Annotated in this window: 21 protein-coding genes; 17 read left to right on the forward strand and 4 right to left on the reverse strand. The window is 67.0% G+C overall.

Annotated features, from left to right (window positions below):
* Window positions 1–49 precede the first annotated feature (49 nt).
* Window positions 50–802 (forward strand): bifunctional demethylmenaquinone methyltransferase/2-methoxy-6-polyprenyl-1,4-benzoquinol methylase UbiE, encoded by a 753-nt coding sequence (ubiE, locus tag GH815_RS08455; protein ID WP_153748325.1) that lies wholly within the window; start codon window positions 50–52, stop codon window positions 800–802.
* Window positions 803–2,332: a 2-polyprenylphenol 6-hydroxylase gene (gene ubiB / locus GH815_RS08460; RefSeq protein ID WP_343030739.1), complete on the forward strand. Its 1,530-nt coding sequence runs from the start codon at window positions 803–805 to the stop codon at window positions 2,330–2,332.
* 6 nt (window positions 2,333–2,338) lie between these two features.
* Here the strand turns inward: ubiB and GH815_RS08465 are convergent, their stop codons facing one another.
* Both GH815_RS08465 and fliK read right to left on the reverse strand, forming a co-directional pair.
* On the reverse strand, window positions 2,339–3,004 hold the full coding sequence (locus GH815_RS08465) for a flagellar hook capping FlgD N-terminal domain-containing protein (RefSeq protein ID WP_153748326.1): 666 nt from the start codon (window positions 3,002–3,004) through the stop codon (window positions 2,339–2,341).
* A 15-nt stretch (window positions 3,005–3,019) separates the two neighbouring features.
* Entirely contained in the window at window positions 3,020–3,721 is a 702-nt protein-coding gene (fliK, locus tag GH815_RS18845; protein ID WP_170290322.1) for a flagellar hook-length control protein FliK, read from the reverse strand.
* Between the two features lie 1,110 nt (window positions 3,722–4,831).
* On the opposite strand from fliK, the gene GH815_RS08475 reads away from it, so the two are divergent.
* The 6 genes from GH815_RS08475 to GH815_RS08500 all read left to right on the forward strand — a co-directional run bounded on the left by GH815_RS08475 (window position 4,832) and on the right by GH815_RS08500 (window position 8,523).
* Window positions 4,832–5,125: a rod-binding protein gene (locus GH815_RS08475; protein ID WP_153748328.1), complete on the forward strand. Its 294-nt coding sequence runs from the start codon at window positions 4,832–4,834 to the stop codon at window positions 5,123–5,125.
* Entirely contained in the window at window positions 5,115–5,456 is a 342-nt protein-coding gene (locus GH815_RS08480) for a hypothetical protein (protein ID WP_153748329.1), read from the forward strand. Before GH815_RS08475 ends, GH815_RS08480 begins: the two co-directional genes overlap by 11 nt.
* A gap of 235 nt (window positions 5,457–5,691) precedes the next feature.
* Window positions 5,692–6,873 (forward strand): flagellin, encoded by a 1,182-nt coding sequence (locus GH815_RS08485; RefSeq protein WP_343030740.1) that lies wholly within the window; start codon window positions 5,692–5,694, stop codon window positions 6,871–6,873.
* A 77-nt stretch (window positions 6,874–6,950) separates the two neighbouring features.
* Window positions 6,951–7,331: a flagellar biosynthesis regulator FlaF gene (flaF, locus tag GH815_RS08490; protein WP_343030741.1), complete on the forward strand. Its 381-nt coding sequence runs from the start codon at window positions 6,951–6,953 to the stop codon at window positions 7,329–7,331.
* The gene (gene flbT, locus GH815_RS08495; protein WP_153748331.1) at window positions 7,328–7,735 is read left to right on the forward strand and encodes a flagellar biosynthesis repressor FlbT; all 408 of its coding nucleotides are present in this window, start codon (window positions 7,328–7,330) and stop codon (window positions 7,733–7,735) included. The genes flaF and flbT overlap by 4 nt, the downstream gene beginning before the upstream one ends.
* Window positions 7,732–8,523: a DUF1217 domain-containing protein gene (locus tag GH815_RS08500; protein ID WP_343030742.1), complete on the forward strand. Its 792-nt coding sequence runs from the start codon at window positions 7,732–7,734 to the stop codon at window positions 8,521–8,523. Before flbT ends, GH815_RS08500 begins: the two co-directional genes overlap by 4 nt.
* A gap of 16 nt (window positions 8,524–8,539) precedes the next feature.
* On the opposite strand, the gene GH815_RS08505 is transcribed toward GH815_RS08500, so the two are convergent.
* Entirely contained in the window at window positions 8,540–9,889 is a 1,350-nt protein-coding gene (locus tag GH815_RS08505; protein ID WP_153748332.1) for a FliI/YscN family ATPase, read from the reverse strand.
* A gap of 84 nt (window positions 9,890–9,973) precedes the next feature.
* Between GH815_RS08505 and GH815_RS08510 the strand changes: the two genes are divergently transcribed.
* From GH815_RS08510 to GH815_RS08550, 9 genes are read left to right on the forward strand one after another with little or no spacing between them, the layout of a single operon-like run.
* On the forward strand, window positions 9,974–10,360 hold the full coding sequence (locus GH815_RS08510) for a FlgB family protein (RefSeq protein ID WP_153748333.1): 387 nt from the start codon (window positions 9,974–9,976) through the stop codon (window positions 10,358–10,360).
* Window positions 10,361–10,375: 15 nt separating this feature from the next.
* Window positions 10,376–10,768 carry a flagellar basal body rod protein FlgC gene (gene flgC / locus GH815_RS08515; RefSeq protein ID WP_153748334.1) on the forward strand — a complete coding sequence of 131 codons (393 nt, stop codon included), beginning with the start codon at window positions 10,376–10,378 and terminating at the stop codon, window positions 10,766–10,768.
* A gap of 12 nt (window positions 10,769–10,780) precedes the next feature.
* Entirely contained in the window at window positions 10,781–11,065 is a 285-nt protein-coding gene (gene fliE / locus GH815_RS08520; protein WP_153748335.1) for a flagellar hook-basal body complex protein FliE, read from the forward strand.
* Window positions 11,066–11,068: 3 nt separating this feature from the next.
* Complete coding sequence (locus GH815_RS08525; protein WP_153748336.1) at window positions 11,069–11,335, forward strand: flagellar biosynthetic protein FliQ; 267 nt, start codon at window positions 11,069–11,071, stop codon at window positions 11,333–11,335.
* Between the two features lies 1 nt (window position 11,336).
* A complete protein-coding gene (locus GH815_RS08530; protein WP_153748337.1) occupies window positions 11,337–12,059 on the forward strand; it encodes a flagellar hook-basal body complex protein in 723 nt (240 codons plus the stop codon).
* An 18-nt stretch (window positions 12,060–12,077) separates the two neighbouring features.
* On the forward strand, window positions 12,078–12,863 hold the full coding sequence (flgG, locus tag GH815_RS08535; RefSeq protein ID WP_153748338.1) for a flagellar basal-body rod protein FlgG: 786 nt from the start codon (window positions 12,078–12,080) through the stop codon (window positions 12,861–12,863).
* Window positions 12,863–13,300, forward strand: coding sequence for a flagellar basal body P-ring formation chaperone FlgA (gene flgA, locus GH815_RS08540; protein WP_153748339.1), 438 nt, complete (start codon window positions 12,863–12,865; stop codon window positions 13,298–13,300). The genes flgG and flgA overlap by 1 nt, the downstream gene beginning before the upstream one ends.
* A 12-nt stretch (window positions 13,301–13,312) precedes the next feature.
* Window positions 13,313–14,050, forward strand: a complete 738-nt coding sequence (gene flgH / locus GH815_RS08545) for a flagellar basal body L-ring protein FlgH (protein WP_153748340.1) — start codon at window positions 13,313–13,315, stop codon at window positions 14,048–14,050.
* Window positions 14,051–14,058: 8 nt separating this feature from the next.
* A complete protein-coding gene (locus tag GH815_RS08550) occupies window positions 14,059–14,562 on the forward strand; it encodes a flagellar basal body-associated FliL family protein (protein WP_153748341.1) in 504 nt (167 codons plus the stop codon).
* 8 nt (window positions 14,563–14,570) lie between these two features.
* On the opposite strand, the gene GH815_RS08555 is transcribed toward GH815_RS08550, so the two are convergent.
* Window positions 14,571–14,870, reverse strand: a complete 300-nt coding sequence (locus GH815_RS08555) for a hypothetical protein (protein WP_153748342.1) — start codon at window positions 14,868–14,870, stop codon at window positions 14,571–14,573.
* Window positions 14,871–14,901: the final 31 nt, after the last annotated feature.

Consider the following 14,901-nt stretch of genomic DNA (forward strand, 5'->3'; position numbering starts at 1 on the left):
CCCGCAGGGCGCCCTATAAGAAGGGCGCGGCAGATCAACGGCAAGGCCCATGACAGAGCAAGCCCAGAACACCACACATTTCGGTTTCCAGACGGTCGCCGAAGAGGAAAAGGCGGGGATGGTCCACGGGGTCTTTACCCGCGTCGCCTCGCGCTATGACCTGATGAACGATCTGATGTCGGCGGGCATTCACCGCGTCTGGAAGGACGCGATGATGGACTGGCTGGCGCCGCAACCCTGGCAGAAGCTGCTGGATGTGGCGGGCGGCACCGGAGATATCGCGTTCCGGTTCCTCAAACGCGCGCCGGGGGCGCAGGCGGTGGTCTGCGACCTGACCGAGTCGATGCTGATCGAGGGCCAGAAGCGCGCGGAGGCCGAACGGCTGGGCGACGATCTGGACTGGGTTGTGGGCGATGCCATGGCCCTGCCCTTCGAGACCGGCAGTTTCGATGTGGTCACGAATGCCTTCGGCACCCGCAACGTGACCCGCATCCAGGACTGGCTGAACGAGGCCTATCGCGTGCTGAAGCCCGGCGGGCGGCTGATGGTGCTGGAATTCAGCCAGATGCCCAACCCGATGCTGCAATGGGCCTATGACCGCTATTCCTTCAACGTGATCCCGGTGATGGGCCAGATCGTGACGAATGACCGGGGCAGCTATCAATATCTGGTGGAATCGATCCGCAAGTTCCCCGATCAGGACACGTTTGCCGACATGATCCGCCGCGCCGGGTTCGAGCAGGTGAAATACCGCAACATGTCGATGGGCATTGCGGCGCTGCATTCGGGCTGGAAGATCTAGGTGCGCGGTCCCCACAATATCGTCCGGCTGGTGCAGACGCTGGCCACGTTCGAGCGCACGGGCGCGAACCGCTTCGTGCTGGAGGCGATGGCAGCCCCCGCCAGCGTGCGCATCGCCGCGCGCATCCTGGGCTGGCCGTTCAAGGTGCTGGGCAAGAAGGGCGATCCCGAACAGCCCCCGGTGACGCGGGCGCTGACGGCGCTGGGGCCGGCCTATATCAAGTTCGGCCAGATCCTCTCGACAAGGCCGGACGTGGTCGGCGACGATCTGGCGGTGCAGTTGCGCGTGTTGCAGGACAGGCTGCCACCCTTCCCCATCGAGGTCGCGAAGGAAACCGTGGAGCTGGAGCTGGGGCGGCCGGCGGACGAGGTGTTTTCCGAGTTTTCCGAACCCATCGCCGCGGCCTCGATTGCGCAGGTGCACAAGGCGCGGGTGCGCGAGACCGGGGAAGAGGTCGCGGTCAAGGTGCTGCGGCCGAATATCGAGCGCGATTTCCGCAAGGATGTCGATGCGTTCTACCTGGCGGCCTCGACCATCGAGATCCTGGCGCCGTTTTCGCGGCGGCTGCGGCCGACCGACGTGATCGCGCATTTCGACAGCGTGGTGGCGGGCGAGCTTGACCTGCGCATCGAGACGGCGGCGGCGGGCGAGTTCGCCGCGAATACCGAGGGCGATGCGGGCTTCGTCGTGCCGCGGGTGATCTGGCCGCTCTCGGCCAAGCGGGTGATGACACTGGGCTGGTGCGAGGGGGTGCCGATCGGCGACAACGCGGCGCTGGATGCCGCGGGCCATGACCGGCGGGTGCTGGGCGAGCGGGTGCTGTCGATGTTCCTGCGCCATGCGCTGCGCGACGGGTTCTTTCACGCCGACATGCACCAGGGCAACATGAAGGTCGCGGCGAACGGCGATATCCTGGTGTTCGATTTCGGCATCATGGGGCGGATCGACGAATACACGCGCCGGGTCTATGCCGAGATCCTGTTCGGCTTCATCCAGCGCAACTATCGCCGCGTGGCCGAGGTGCATTTCGAGGCGGGCTATGTCCCCGCCGACCGCGACATCGAGGAATTCGCGCAGGCGCTGCGCTCGGTGGGCGAGCCGATCTTCGGGATGGATGCCAGCCATATCTCGATGGCCAAGCTTCTGGCCTATCTGTTCGAGGTGACCGAACGCTTCGGCATGGCAACGCGCACCGAACTGATCCTGCTCCAGCGGACCATGGTGGTGGTCGAGGGGGTGTCGCGTTCGCTGAACCCGTCGATCAACATCTGGGAAGTCGCCCGGCCCATCGTCGAGGATTACATCAAGCAGAATATCGGGCCCAAGGCGCTGGCGCGCGACCTTGTCCGCACGGCGCGGGTACTGGCACGCTTTGGCCCGCGGCTGCCCGAACTGGCCGAGGCTGCATTGATCCGCCAATCCAACCCCCAGCCCGAACCGGCGCCCGGCGCGGCATTGAAACCGGCGCTGTGGGCGGGGCTGGGTGCGTTGGCGGGCGGCGTGGCGGTGGCGCTGGCACTTCTGGTCTGAGGTGGCTCAGACGGGCTGGCGCAGGGCCGTGACATTGCCCGCCGACACCTCGCCGCCACCCTGGAAGACCAGCTTGATGCCGCTTGCGTCGCTGCGAACCTCGGTGATCGGGGCATAGATCTCGGCCGAGGCTTCCGCGATGCGCGCCCCTTCCAGGAAGCTTTCGACCACGAAACTGTAGCGGCCCGTCGGCAGCATCGCCCCGTCCTGGCCGATGCCCGACCATTGCACCGGCGCCCCGTCGGTGCTGATCGGCAGGCGCTGGACCTCGCGGCCACTGGCATTGCGCACGACAAGCTGGGCGCTGTCGGCCGATGGCGTGGGACTGGGCAGGACCGTGACGGGCTCGCCCGTGAACTGCGCGGGCAGCGCCGCGCGCCCCTCCATCCCGACCCAGCTGCCATATTGCGCAAGACCCGCGCCGCCAAGGTTCTCGGTCAGCTTCTTCAACAGGTCATTGGTGCGCACCTGCTGTTCCACCCCGGAAAAGGTCGCAAGCTGCACCGCGTAATCGGCCGAATCGATCGGATTAAGCGGATCCTGGTTGCGCATCTGCACGGTCAGCATCTTGAGAAATGTCTCGAAATCGCTGCTGATGGCAGCGGCCTTGGCACTGGGCGAGCCCGCGGTGGTGGCGGCGGTGGCGGCGGTCGGATAGGTCACACTGGTCATCTGGATCACTCCTTGTCAAAGGCGCAGGTCGAGCCCGCCGGACGCCGCGACCCGACGAGAGGGCGCACCGTCGAGGGCGGCGATCGGGGCACCGTCCTCGCCCTCGGTCCCGGCGATGGCGAGGGAACCCGGCGCCGGGCCCTGCCGCGCGCCCTTGCCCCGGAAATCAAGCACGACCTCGCCATAGCCAAGCTCGCGCATCGCATTGCCCAGAAGGTCGGCATGGCGGCGCATCAGTTCGAGCGTATCGCCGCGCTCGGCGTTGATCGTCACGGTGATCCCGTGCTCGCCCGGGGCAAGCGTCAGGCGCACCCGGCCCAGTTCCTCGGGGCTCAGCGTCAATTCCACCGCGCCATCGGCAGAGCGATGCAGCGCCTCCGCCATGGTCCGCATCGCAGGACGCGGAGCCTCGGCAAGCTGCGGAGCGGGGGCGGCAGAGCGGGGCGCGTCGGTCAGTGGCCGGTCGCTCACCGGCGCATCGCCGCGCGCAGTGGTTTCGGATATGCCGGGCTCGCCGGATGACGCGATGGCGCGCGTTGGATCGGTCGCGGCGCCGTCCTGCGCCGGGGGCGTCGCGGCAACGGGCGTGGCTGTGGCCTCGGCCCGGACACCGGGGCCCGCCGGGGGCGGCAGGTCGGCAGGCTGGGCCGCGCGGATCGAGCGTGCATCGCGCCGGTTGAGCACAAGATCGCCCTCGGCGGCAAGTGCCGGGCGCAACACCGCCGCCGGGGTTTCCGGGCCTGTCGCCCCGGGAACACCCGGCCTCGCAAGGCGCGGGTCGGCGTCAGGAGACGAATCTTCGATGGCGGGCGGGTTTGTCCTTTGGGGGCTATCCGGCGCAGCAAGGTCAGTTGGCAGAGCCGGCGCCGCACGGACTTCCGATTGCTGCGGCATCCCGGCCTGGGGCGGAGCACCATGGGACGGTACCGGGAACGGGACGGCACCTGCTTCTGCGCGCGTCGGAACCGGGATACCGGCATCGGCGGCATTCCATGACGCCGCCTCGGGACCGCGGGTCACCGCGGGCGGGGCTGCCACGACCGACGCCGGAGCCGGGCCAGACTCTCCCACAGGGACGCGATCAGGGGCAACCGCGCGATCCGGAGGGGTGGGCAATGAAGGCCCCACCGCGCCCCGGGGAAGCGACGCGGCCGCGGGAATCGGCCGGGCAGCGGTCTCGTTCGCGGGAGGGGTCCGGATTGCGGGATCGGCCACGGGACTCACCCGGACAGCGGGCTCCGCTGCGGGAAGCGTCCGCGCAGCGGTCTCGATCACGCCAGGGGTCCGGACGGCGGGACCGGGCAGAACCGCAGCGATGGCCGCTTCGGGCACAATCGCTGTCGCTTCGGCATCCTCGTCAGCGGGAGCGCCGATCTCCAGGGTCTCGCCCACAGGTTCCAAGTCAACCGGCCTCTCGGCAGGGGGAACGGCAAGGCCCTGCGCGGCAATCTCGGCCGCTAGGCGCGTGCCGGTTTCGGCCGGGCGCCATCGCGCAAGATCGCCAGGCGTGCCGCCCGCGATCAGATGGTCGGGAAGCACAACCGCCGCCCTGACCGCACCGGGCGGACCGGCAGGCACGCTGTCTGCGCCCTCGGCGAAGGCCACCAGAAAGGCGCCGGGTTCGGCCGACATCGCCGCGCCGGGGCGGGCCGTGTCGGCCTGCGCGGTCGGGCCACCCTGGGCGGGGTCGATAAGGGGAAATATCTGCATGTGCTTCGCCGGACTTCTGCCACTGGTCTTCGTCACCATGGCCGACAATCGGTTACCGCTTCTTTACCGCTTGCCCGGCATAACCGGAATAACGACTCGCAATTTAGGTATATTGCCATGCTTCCACCCCTCACGGCGCCCACCGGCGTCCGGACCCACGGCCAGACCCACAGCTTGCAGGAAACGCGCCTGCGCGAGGCTGCACAAAAGCTAGAGGCGCAGTTCCTGGCCGAGATGCTGAAACATGCGGGCCTTGGCGAAAGCCAGGGCGCGTTCACCGGCGGCGCGGGCGAGGCGCAGTTCGCCTCGTTCCTGCGCGAGGCGCAGGCCGGCGAGATGGCGCGCGCGGGGGGAATCGGTCTGGCGGAACGCCTGTTCGAGGCACTGAAGGAGCGGGCCGATGGAAAATGATGCCCTCGAAGACCTGCTGATGCGCGAGTCAGAGGCGCTGCGCCGGGCCGATTTCGCGGCCCTGACCGTGATCGTAGACGAGAAGGAGCGGCTGGTGGCCGAACTGTCGGCGGAGCCCGGGGCGGATGCCGACACCGACCGGCTGGCGCGGCTGCGGGCGCTGGCCGAACGCAATGCCGAACTGCTGGACGCGGTGCGGCGCGGCATCGACAGCGCGGCCGAGGCCCTGCGCCGCGCACGCGAACCGGCCCCCCCGCTCAGCACCTATGACCAGAGCGGACAGTGCAGCCCGATCGGGGCCACACAAGGGTCGCTGACCCGCCGCGCCTAGGCCCTAATTCGGCCAAGGCGCCCCGGTAATACCTTGTTCCGTTAGCTGCCGCTTAACCCGGACCTGAAATGGTCGGGATGCGCCCAGAACCAGGGCGGCACGGCACGGGACCTTCCGCAGCCGTAGCGGTCAGAAAACCTTCGATCGTCGTGCCGCGACGGGAATCACATGGCGCAAAGCGCCGCATGCAAGGAAGGACCAACCCATGTCCAGTATCGTCACCAACACCGGCGCGATGGTCGCGCTGCAAACTCTCAAGGGCATCAACTCGAACCTCGCCAAGGTGCAATCGGAAATCTCGACCGGCAAGTCGATCGACTCGGCCAAGGACAACTCTGCCGTCTGGGCCATCTCCAAGACGATGGAAGCCGACGTGTCGGGCTTCAAGAAGATCTCCGACGGCCTGTCGGTCGCCGAATCGACCGTGTCGGTGGCGCGCAACGCCGCGGAATCGATCACCGGCCTTCTGACCCAGATGAAGGATCAGATTGTCCAGGCAAAGGGTGCTGCGAACGACGGCGAGCGCACCAAGATCCAGGCCAACGTTGCGGCGCTGCGCGATCAGGTCGCGTCGGTGGTCGGGGCGGCCCAGTTCAACGGCGTGAACCTGATCGACAACACCGCCGGGACGATGGAAGTCCTGTCCTCGCTGAACCGGGACTCGGCCGGTCTGGTGACCTCGGCCAAGATCGACGTTGCCTCTCAGGATCTGTCGATCGGTGCTTATGTGGCCAAGGCGGCCTTTACCGGTACGAACGGCGTGTCGACCAACGAGGACGCCGCCGCCTTCTCGCTGGACAACGGTGGCGGCACCGACGACATCATCATCGTCGATGCGACCTATGCCGAAGGCGACAGCATCAGCGTGCGGATCGGCGACAAGACGGTGACGCACACCTTCTCGGCCAGCGACATCGCGGCAGGTAACACCCCCGAGGACATCGCCGCGCTTTCGCTGAAATCCAAGATCGAGGCTCTCGGCATCAGCGGCCTCGATGTGGCCTATGACAGCGGCAGCCCCGGCACGCTGTCTCTCACGAACAACGGCGCGAACGACCTGTCGGTGAGCATGCAGTTCAAGAATGCCGGCTCGGGTGGTCTGGGCGGTCTGTCGGCCATCGACGTGTCGACAGCTGGCGGTGCCACCAATGCGCTGGCCTCGATCGACGGCCTGATCAGGACCGCGATCGACGCGGGCGCCGCCTTCGGCACCTCGCAGAACCAGCTCGAGACCCAGAACAACTTCGTCGGCAAGCTGATGGACTCGATGAAGACCGGGATCGGCGCGATGGTCGATGCCGACATGGAGGCGGTCTCGGCCCGACTCCAGGCTCTGCAGGTGCAGCAGCAGCTGGCCACCCAGTCGCTGTCGATCGCAAACCAGGGGCCGCAGAACATCCTGTCGCTCTTCCGCTAAGGGCAAGGCGGGGCCGGGGAAAATCCCCGGCCCCATCCCTCGCGATCTAGCCCCCTCTCAGAACGGAAGGACAGACAGTGACAGCCCTGCATTTGGCCCAACAGGCCTATTCCGCCCCCACCCAGGCCCGCACCCGCCCTCCCCGCGCCACCGAATACGCGGCCTTCGCCCGCGTCACCGCCCGGATCAAGGCCGCCGATACGGGATCGGCCCGGGACTTCCCCGCCCTTGTGGCCGCGCTTGACGAGAACAGGAAACTCTGGCGCCTGCTGGCCATCGACGTGGCCGACCGCGACAACAGCCTGCCCCGCGACCTGCGCGCGCGCATCTTCTACCTGTACGAATTCACCGACCATCACACGTCCAGGGTACTTGCCTGCCATGCCGATACCGGCCCGCTGGTCGAGATCAACACCGCGATCATGCGTGGCCTCGCCAAGTCGGAGGCCGTGGCATGAGCGGTCTTGTCCTGAAACTTGGCCCAAAGGAACGGGTCCTGATCAATGGCGCCGTGATCGAGAACGGCGACCGCCGCACCCGGCTGGCAATCAAGACACCCAACGCCAACATCCTGCGCCTGCGCGACGCGATCCACCCCGAAGAGGTGAATACGCCGGTGCGCCGTGTCTGCTACATGGCCCAACTCGTGCTGTCGGGCGATTCCCTACCCGAAGACCTGCGCCCGCAACTCTTGCGTGGGATCGAACAGCTCAGCCAGGTGCTGACCGACCATGACAGCCGCACCCAGCTGACCCTGGCCACCCATGCGGTGCTGACGGCGGAATACTACCAGGCGCTGAAGGCGTTGCGCAGCCTGCTGCCGCGCGAGGAACGCCTTCTGGCGGGCACGAGGCCGTCGTGAGCTTTCAGCCGATCCTGCCCATCGGCGGCTATGCCGGCTGGCGCTTCCTCGAACGCACGATGGAACGCCAGCAGGAAGTGTTCAACAAGTCCGCCACGGTGAAACGCGATCTTGACTATTTCGCCGAGAAGATCGGCAAGGTCAAAAGCGCCGATGAGGTGGTCTCGGACTACCGGCTGCTGAAGGTGGCCCTTGGCGCATTCGGGTTGCAGGACGATATCGGCTCGAAATTCTTCATCCGCAAGGTGCTGTCCGAGGGCACCAGCGCCAATGACGCGCTGGCCAACAAGCTGGCCGACAAGAGCTATTTCAAGCTCGCCGATGCGTTCGGCTTCGGCGGATCCGGCCCCCCGCACACCCAGGAGCCGGGCTTTGCCGACAAGATCGCCAAGGCCTATCGCGAGCGCAGCTTCGAGGTGGCGGTGGGCGAGCAGAACAACGACATGCGCCTGGCACTGAACATCGGCCGGGATCTTGGCGAGATCGCCGGGAACGACTCGAGCGACCGGGCGAAGTGGTTCAGCGTGCTGGGCTCGGGTCCGATGCGGCAGGTCTTCGACAAGGCGTTCGGCCTGCCCACCGCATTCGCCGCGATAGACCTCGATCGGCAGGTCGAGGTCTATCGCGAAAAGGCCAAGGCGATGTTCGGCAGTTCCGAGGCGGCGCAGTTCACCGACCCGGACAAGCGGGACAAGCTGATCAAGATGTTCCTGATCCGCAGCGAGATCGCCTCGGGCTTCGGCGGATCCAGTCCGGCGCAGACCGCCCTGACATTGCTGCGCCGCTGAGGCAGGTCCGGCGGGATCACCCTTGCAAGACGGGACGGCCGGTCAGGTCCGCTGCCGCCAGCACCTGGGCGAGGCGGGCGAAGCTCGCCTCCACCCCGCCCGGCGCGTCTTCGGACAGGAAGGCATCGAGCCCGGGCCAGACCTTGATCGCGGCGTCGATCTCGGGGTCGGATCCCGCAGCATAGAGACCGGCCTGGATCATCATCTCGGCGCGGTCATAGGCACCCAGCAACCGGCGGGCGCGGGCGATCTGGGCGTTCTCGGGGCCGCTGGCCGCCCGCGGCAAACTGCGCGAGACCGAACGCAGAAGATCAACCGCCGGGAACCGCCCGCGTTCCGCGATACGCCGGTCAAGCACCACATGGCCATCAAGGACACCGCGCAGGATGTCGGCGACAGGCTCGTCCATGTCGGAACCCGCCACGAGAACCGAGAAAACGGCGGTGATGTCGCCCGCCCCCTCGGCCCCTGGCCCGGCGCGTTCGGCGAGCGCCATGATCGCCTGCGCCGTCGAGGGCGGATAGCCGCGCAGCGCCGCCGGTTCAGAGGCGGCAAGCGCGAGTTCGCGATGCGCCTCGGCGAAGCGGGTGACTGAATCGGCAAGGAACAGCACATGGTTGCCCTCGTCGCGGAAATGCTCGGCCACCGCCATTGCCGCCCAGGCCGCCCGACGGCGCACCATCGGCGACTGGTCCGAGGTTGCCGCGACGATCACCGAGCGCGCCATGCCCTCGGGGCCGAGGACGTGGGAAATGAACTCGCCCACCTCGCGGCCGCGCTCGCCGACCATGGCGATCACCGCCATGTCGGCCTGCACGCCGCGCGCAAGCTTGGCCAGCAATGTCGACTTGCCCACACCGGAGCCCGCGAACAGCCCGATCCGCTGGCCGCGCACGATCGGCAACAACGTGTCGAAGGCGGCAAGCCCGGTGCCCAGGCGCGGGCCAAGTCCCCGGCGTGCGGTCGCAAGCGGCGGGGCGGCGCGCAGCGGCCGAAACTCGGGCCCCGGCATCAGCGGGCGCCCGTCAAGCGGCTGACCGAACGGATCGACGACCCGGCCAAGCCAGCCGCGATGGGGCGCAATCTCGCCCGGGCCCAGAAGCACCACGCGGTCCCCCACCGACAATCCCTCGGGCGTGCCGTCTGGCAGCACGGTCACGGCCCCCTCGGCCAGCGCCAGCACCTCGCCCCGTCGGCGCACGCCGCGGCCATGCCGGATCTCGACCAGATCACCCAGCCCCGCCTCGGCCGAAAGCCCCGCAACGGTCACCGTGCCGCTGCCTGCCGCGATCACCCGGCCGACCGCGCGGATCGGCTTCAGCGCGGCGATTCGGGCCTGCAGGGCATCGAAGGGACGGTCGGTCATTCGGGGTCTCCGGGCAGGATCAACACTAACCGTTTCTAAAGGAATCAACCTTAAACCTTGATTGAAATCGAGGGAGAATCCCGAATGTTCGAAAAGCTGGAGATCTTTCGCATGGCGCATGGCCTGGCCACGCATGCGGGTATGCGCCAGGCTGTCGTGGCCCGCAACGTGGCCAATGCCGACACGCCCGGATACCGGGCGCAGGACATTTCGGATTTCAACGAAAACTATCGCAAGACCGGGGATGACATGCGCCTGCGCAAGACGCGCGAGGGCCATATACCGGCACGCGACCCCCTGCCCTTCAGAACCGAACTGCGTGCCGACGATGTCCCCGGCGAGCCGAACGGCAACAGCGTCGCTCTGGAAGAAGAGATGCTGAAGGCGGCCGAGACCAAGAGCAAGCACGATCTGGCGCTGGCGGTCTACCGCAGCTCGATGAGCATCATCCGGACCAGTCTGGGCCGATAGGAATAGGAGGCTTGAATGACCGATCTCAGCGATAGCCGCGGTCTCTCGGCCAGCGGGTTGCGCGCCCAGGCGGCGCGGTTGCGGCACCTTTCCGAGAACATCGCCAATGTCGACACGCCGGGCTACCGGCGCAAGCTGACCCATTTCGAGGCCGAGATGTCGCCCAAGGGGCCCGAGGGCGCGGTCAAGACAGGGCCGGTGCAGCTTGACCGGACCCAATTGCCGAGGATCTACGACCCGTCGCACCCGATGGCCGATGCGTCCGGGTATCACGACGGCTCGAACGTGAACCTTATCATCGAGATCGCCGACGCCCGCGAGGCTCAGCGCAGCTACGAGGCAAACCTGAAAATCTTCGACCAGGCCCGGCAGATGTCGCGCGGGCTGCTTGAACTCTTGCGCCGTTAAGGAGACCCAACCATGGATATTCGTTCCAGCATTGCAGCCAATGCCTATGCCACCGCACGTCCCGCAACCCAGCCGCAACGTCTGGACCAGGGCGACGCGTTCGCCGACGCCGCCCAGAACTTCTTCCAGACGTTGCGAACGGGCGAGCAGACGGCGATGTCGGCGATGTCGGGCGGCGCCGATCCGCATGCGCTGGTTCAGGCGCTGGCCCAGAGCGAGCTGGCCATCGAGACTGCCGTCACCGTACGCGACAAGGTGGTCGAGGCGTATCAGGAAATCCTGCGGATGCCGGTCTAGGCCATGACCGAATTCGTCTTCTACGACACGCTGCGCCAGGGGCTGTGGATTGCCGTGATCATCTCGATCCCGATCCTGACGGCGGCGCTGGTCACCGGGGTCGCGATCGGTCTGTTCCAGGCCCTGACCTCGGTGCAGGAAATGACGCTGACCTTCGTGCCGAAGCTGGTTGCGATCCTGATCGTGTTCTGGATGTCGATGGCCTTCATGACCGAAACCCTGATCGGCTTTTTCACCGGCCGGATCGTGCCGATGATCGCGAGGATCTGAGATGGACAGCACCGGCTATACCGCGCTGACGCGCCAGGTCGGCCTGATGCGCGAGATGCAGAGCGTCGCGCACAACATCGCCAATGCCTCGACCGCGGGCTACCGGCGTGAGGGCGTGATCTTTTCGGAACATGTCGCCGCGCTCGAAGGGCCCGGGGACTCGCTGTCGATGGCGAATGCGCATGTACGAAATATCGACCTGTCCCAGGCACCGCTGACCCAGACCAATGGCCAGTTCGACTTTGCCATCGAGGGCGAAGGGTTCTTCCTTCTGGAAACCCCGCAGGGCCAGCGCCTGACCCGGGCGGGCAGCTTCACGCCGAATGCCGATGGCGAGCTGGTCTCGCCCGATGGTCACCGGCTGCTCGATGGCGGCGGTGCGCCGGTCTTCGTGCCGCCCGACGCGGCAACGGTGGCGCTGGCCAGCGATGGCACGCTCAGCGCCGACGGCCAGCTTCTGGCCCAGATCGGGCTGTTCCTGCCCGCCGATCCCAACAAGCTGACCCATGTCGCCGGCACGCTGTTCGACCCCGGCGGCGCGCCCGACCCCTATCTCGAAGGCACGATGCTGCAAGGCTTCGTCGAACAATCGAATGTCAGCGCGATAACCGAGATCACACGGATGATCGAGGTGCAGCGCGCATACGAACTTGGCCAGAACTTCCTCAACCAGGAAGACGAACGCATCCGCAGCGCCGTCCGCACCCTGAGCGGCAACAGCTAGTCCGGAAAGGATTGACCCATGCGCGCCCTCTCGATCGCCGCAACCGGCATGTCGGCCCAGCAGATGCGGGTCGAGGTGATCTCGAACAACCTCGCCAACATGAGCACCACGGGCTACGACCCCCGCCGGGCCGAATTCGCGGATCTGCATTACCAGCAGGTGACGCGGCCGGGCACGATCAACGCCTCGGACGGCACGGTGTTGCCGACCGGGGTGCAGCTTGGCCTCGGCGTGCGGCCGGCCTCGGTCACGGTGAACCTGTCGCAGGGGGCGCTGTCGGCCACGGGTGGCGATCTCGATGTCGCCATCGAGGGCCGCGGCTATCTCGAGGTCACGCTGCCCGACGGCAACCCCGCCTATACCCGCGACGGCGCGCTGAAACGTAATGGCGACGGGCTGATCGTGACCTCGGACGGGTTCGAGGTGGCGCCGGGTATCGTCATTCCCGATGACGCGCGCAGCCTGTCGATCAACGCCCAGGGCGAGGTCTATGCCTATTTCCAGAACGAGGTCCAGCCGCAGCTTCTGGGCCAGCTCACGCTGACGATCTTTCCCAACGAAAAGGGTCTCGAGGCTATCGGCTCGAACCTTTTCGCCGAGACCGAAGCCTCGGGCGGGCCGATCGCGGGCGTTCCCGGCGACGAGGGATACGGCACGGTCCGTCAGGGCTATCTCGAGGAAAGCACGGTCGATCCGGTCCGCGAGATCACCGAACTGATCCAGGCCCAGCGCGGCTATGAACTGAACTCCAAGGTCATCAGCGCCGCCGACCAGATGCTTGCGGCCACGACACAGGTGCGCTGATGCGGACCTTGCTGCTCCTTGCCGCGCTGGCCGCCGCTGCCCCGGCCCCGGTCACGGCCGAGATGGTTGTGGCCACGCGCACGATCCGCGGCCAGACGATCCTGGGACCAGAGGACGTCACGCTGGCCGAGGGCACGATGGCAGGAGCACTGACCGATCCCTTCGACGCAATCGGCCAGGAGGCGCGCGTCAACCTTTATGCCGGCCGTCCGATCATGGCCGGCGATATCGGCGCGCCCGCCATCGTCGAGCGCAACCAGATCGTGACGATCTTCTACCGCAATGGCGCCGTCAACATCGCTGCCGATGGCCGGGCCATGGAACGCGCGGGCGTCGGCGACCCGGTCCGGGTGATGAACCTCGCCTCGCGCACAACAGTTACCGGATTTGTCGCGCCGAACGGCACAGTGACCGTCGGCGCCTCTGCCAGACCCTAGGAGCCCAAGCCCATGAACCGCATGATCCTTCTTGCCTGCGCCGCGGCGCTTTTGCTGCCGACCGCTTGCGCAAAACTCGAGGATGTCGGCAAGGCCCCCGCCTTCAAGCCGGTCGAGGGCAGCAACGAATACTACGCGATGACGTCGTTCGGCGGCTTGCCCGAAGGGGCCGAGCGGCGCTATCCGGCAGACAGTTCGTCGCTCTGGGCGGGCGGGCGCAAGTCGCTTCTGGGCGACCGGCGTGCCGGGCGGCGCGGTGACATCATGACCGTGGTGATCCAGATCGACGACAAGGCCGAGATCTCGAACCAGACCGCGCGCAGCCGCAGCGGCTCGACCTCGATGGGCGTTCCGCAGATGCTGGGTCTGCCGCAGATCATCGACCGGGCGCTGCCCGATGGCGCCTCGATGGCCAATGCCGCCGAGGCCAACTCGAAGACCAATCACAACGGCAACGGCTCGGTCCGCCGCAACGAAAAGCTGACGCTGCGCGTCGCGGCCACGGTCACCGAGGTATTGCAGAACGGCGTGCTGCGGATCGAGGGCACGCAGGAGGTTCGGGTCAATTTCGAGATGCGCGAACTGATCGTGACCGGCTATGTCCGGCCCGAGGACATCTCGCGCCAGAACGAGATCACCTATGACAAGATCGCCTCGGCACGCATCTCTTACGGCGGGCGCGGCCAGATCACCGACATGCAGCAACCGCGCTACGGACAGCAGGTTGCAGACATCCTTCTGCCGTTCTGAGTGCTGACATGGGCAAACTGCTTCCCGTCATCATTGTGCTCGTCGGTCTTCTTGCGGGGGCCGGCGCGGGATATTTCCTGCGACCCGCCCCCGAACCCGAACCTGTCGCCGAAGGCGAGGCCGCCCAGGAAGACGCGCATGATGCGGGCGCCGCCGCACCGCGGGAGCACGCCGCCAAGGCAAAGACGGATCGCGAATTCGTCAAGCTGAACAACCAGTTCGTGATCCCGGTCGTCCGCAACAGCCGGGTCGCGTCGCTGGTGGTGATGTCGCTGAGCCTTGAGGTTCCGATGGGCAGCGCCGATCTGGTCCACCGCAACGAACCCAAACTGCGCGACGTCTTTCTTCAGGTGATGTTCGACCATGCCAATTCCGGCGGGTTCGACGGGGCCTTTACCGAGACAGGCACCATGACCATCCTGCGCCGCGCGCTTCTGGAAGCGGCGGGCCAGGTGCTTGGCGCAAGTGCCAGCGACATCCTGATTACCGACATCCTCCGCCAGGACACCTGAGCCGCCGCTCACTCCTCGGCGGCGCGGCGGATCAGCCGATGCAAGGCGTCGTCCCGCCCGAAAGCCCGGGCGGCTTCCCGCATCCGTGTCGCCTCTTCGGCCCGCGCCAGGGCGAGCGCGCCGTTCAGCACAGCGCGGCGCTGAAGATACCAACGCTCGCGGCTGCCATCCAACGCGGCGCGCACCGCCGGGTCAGCCTCGGTCTCGGCCTTTCGCCTATCGGCATCAAGCGCCGCGATCTCGGCCTCGATCCGGCGGCACTCTGCCGCCGCGGTCTTGAGCCGGGCCAGCGCGGCATCACGCAGCATGCCGCCAACCTCCCCCAGCCGCCGCAGCCTG

The sequence above is a fragment of the Rhodovulum strictum genome (genome assembly GCF_009649175.1).
Classification (GTDB): domain Bacteria; phylum Pseudomonadota; class Alphaproteobacteria; order Rhodobacterales; family Rhodobacteraceae; genus Rhodovulum; species Rhodovulum strictum.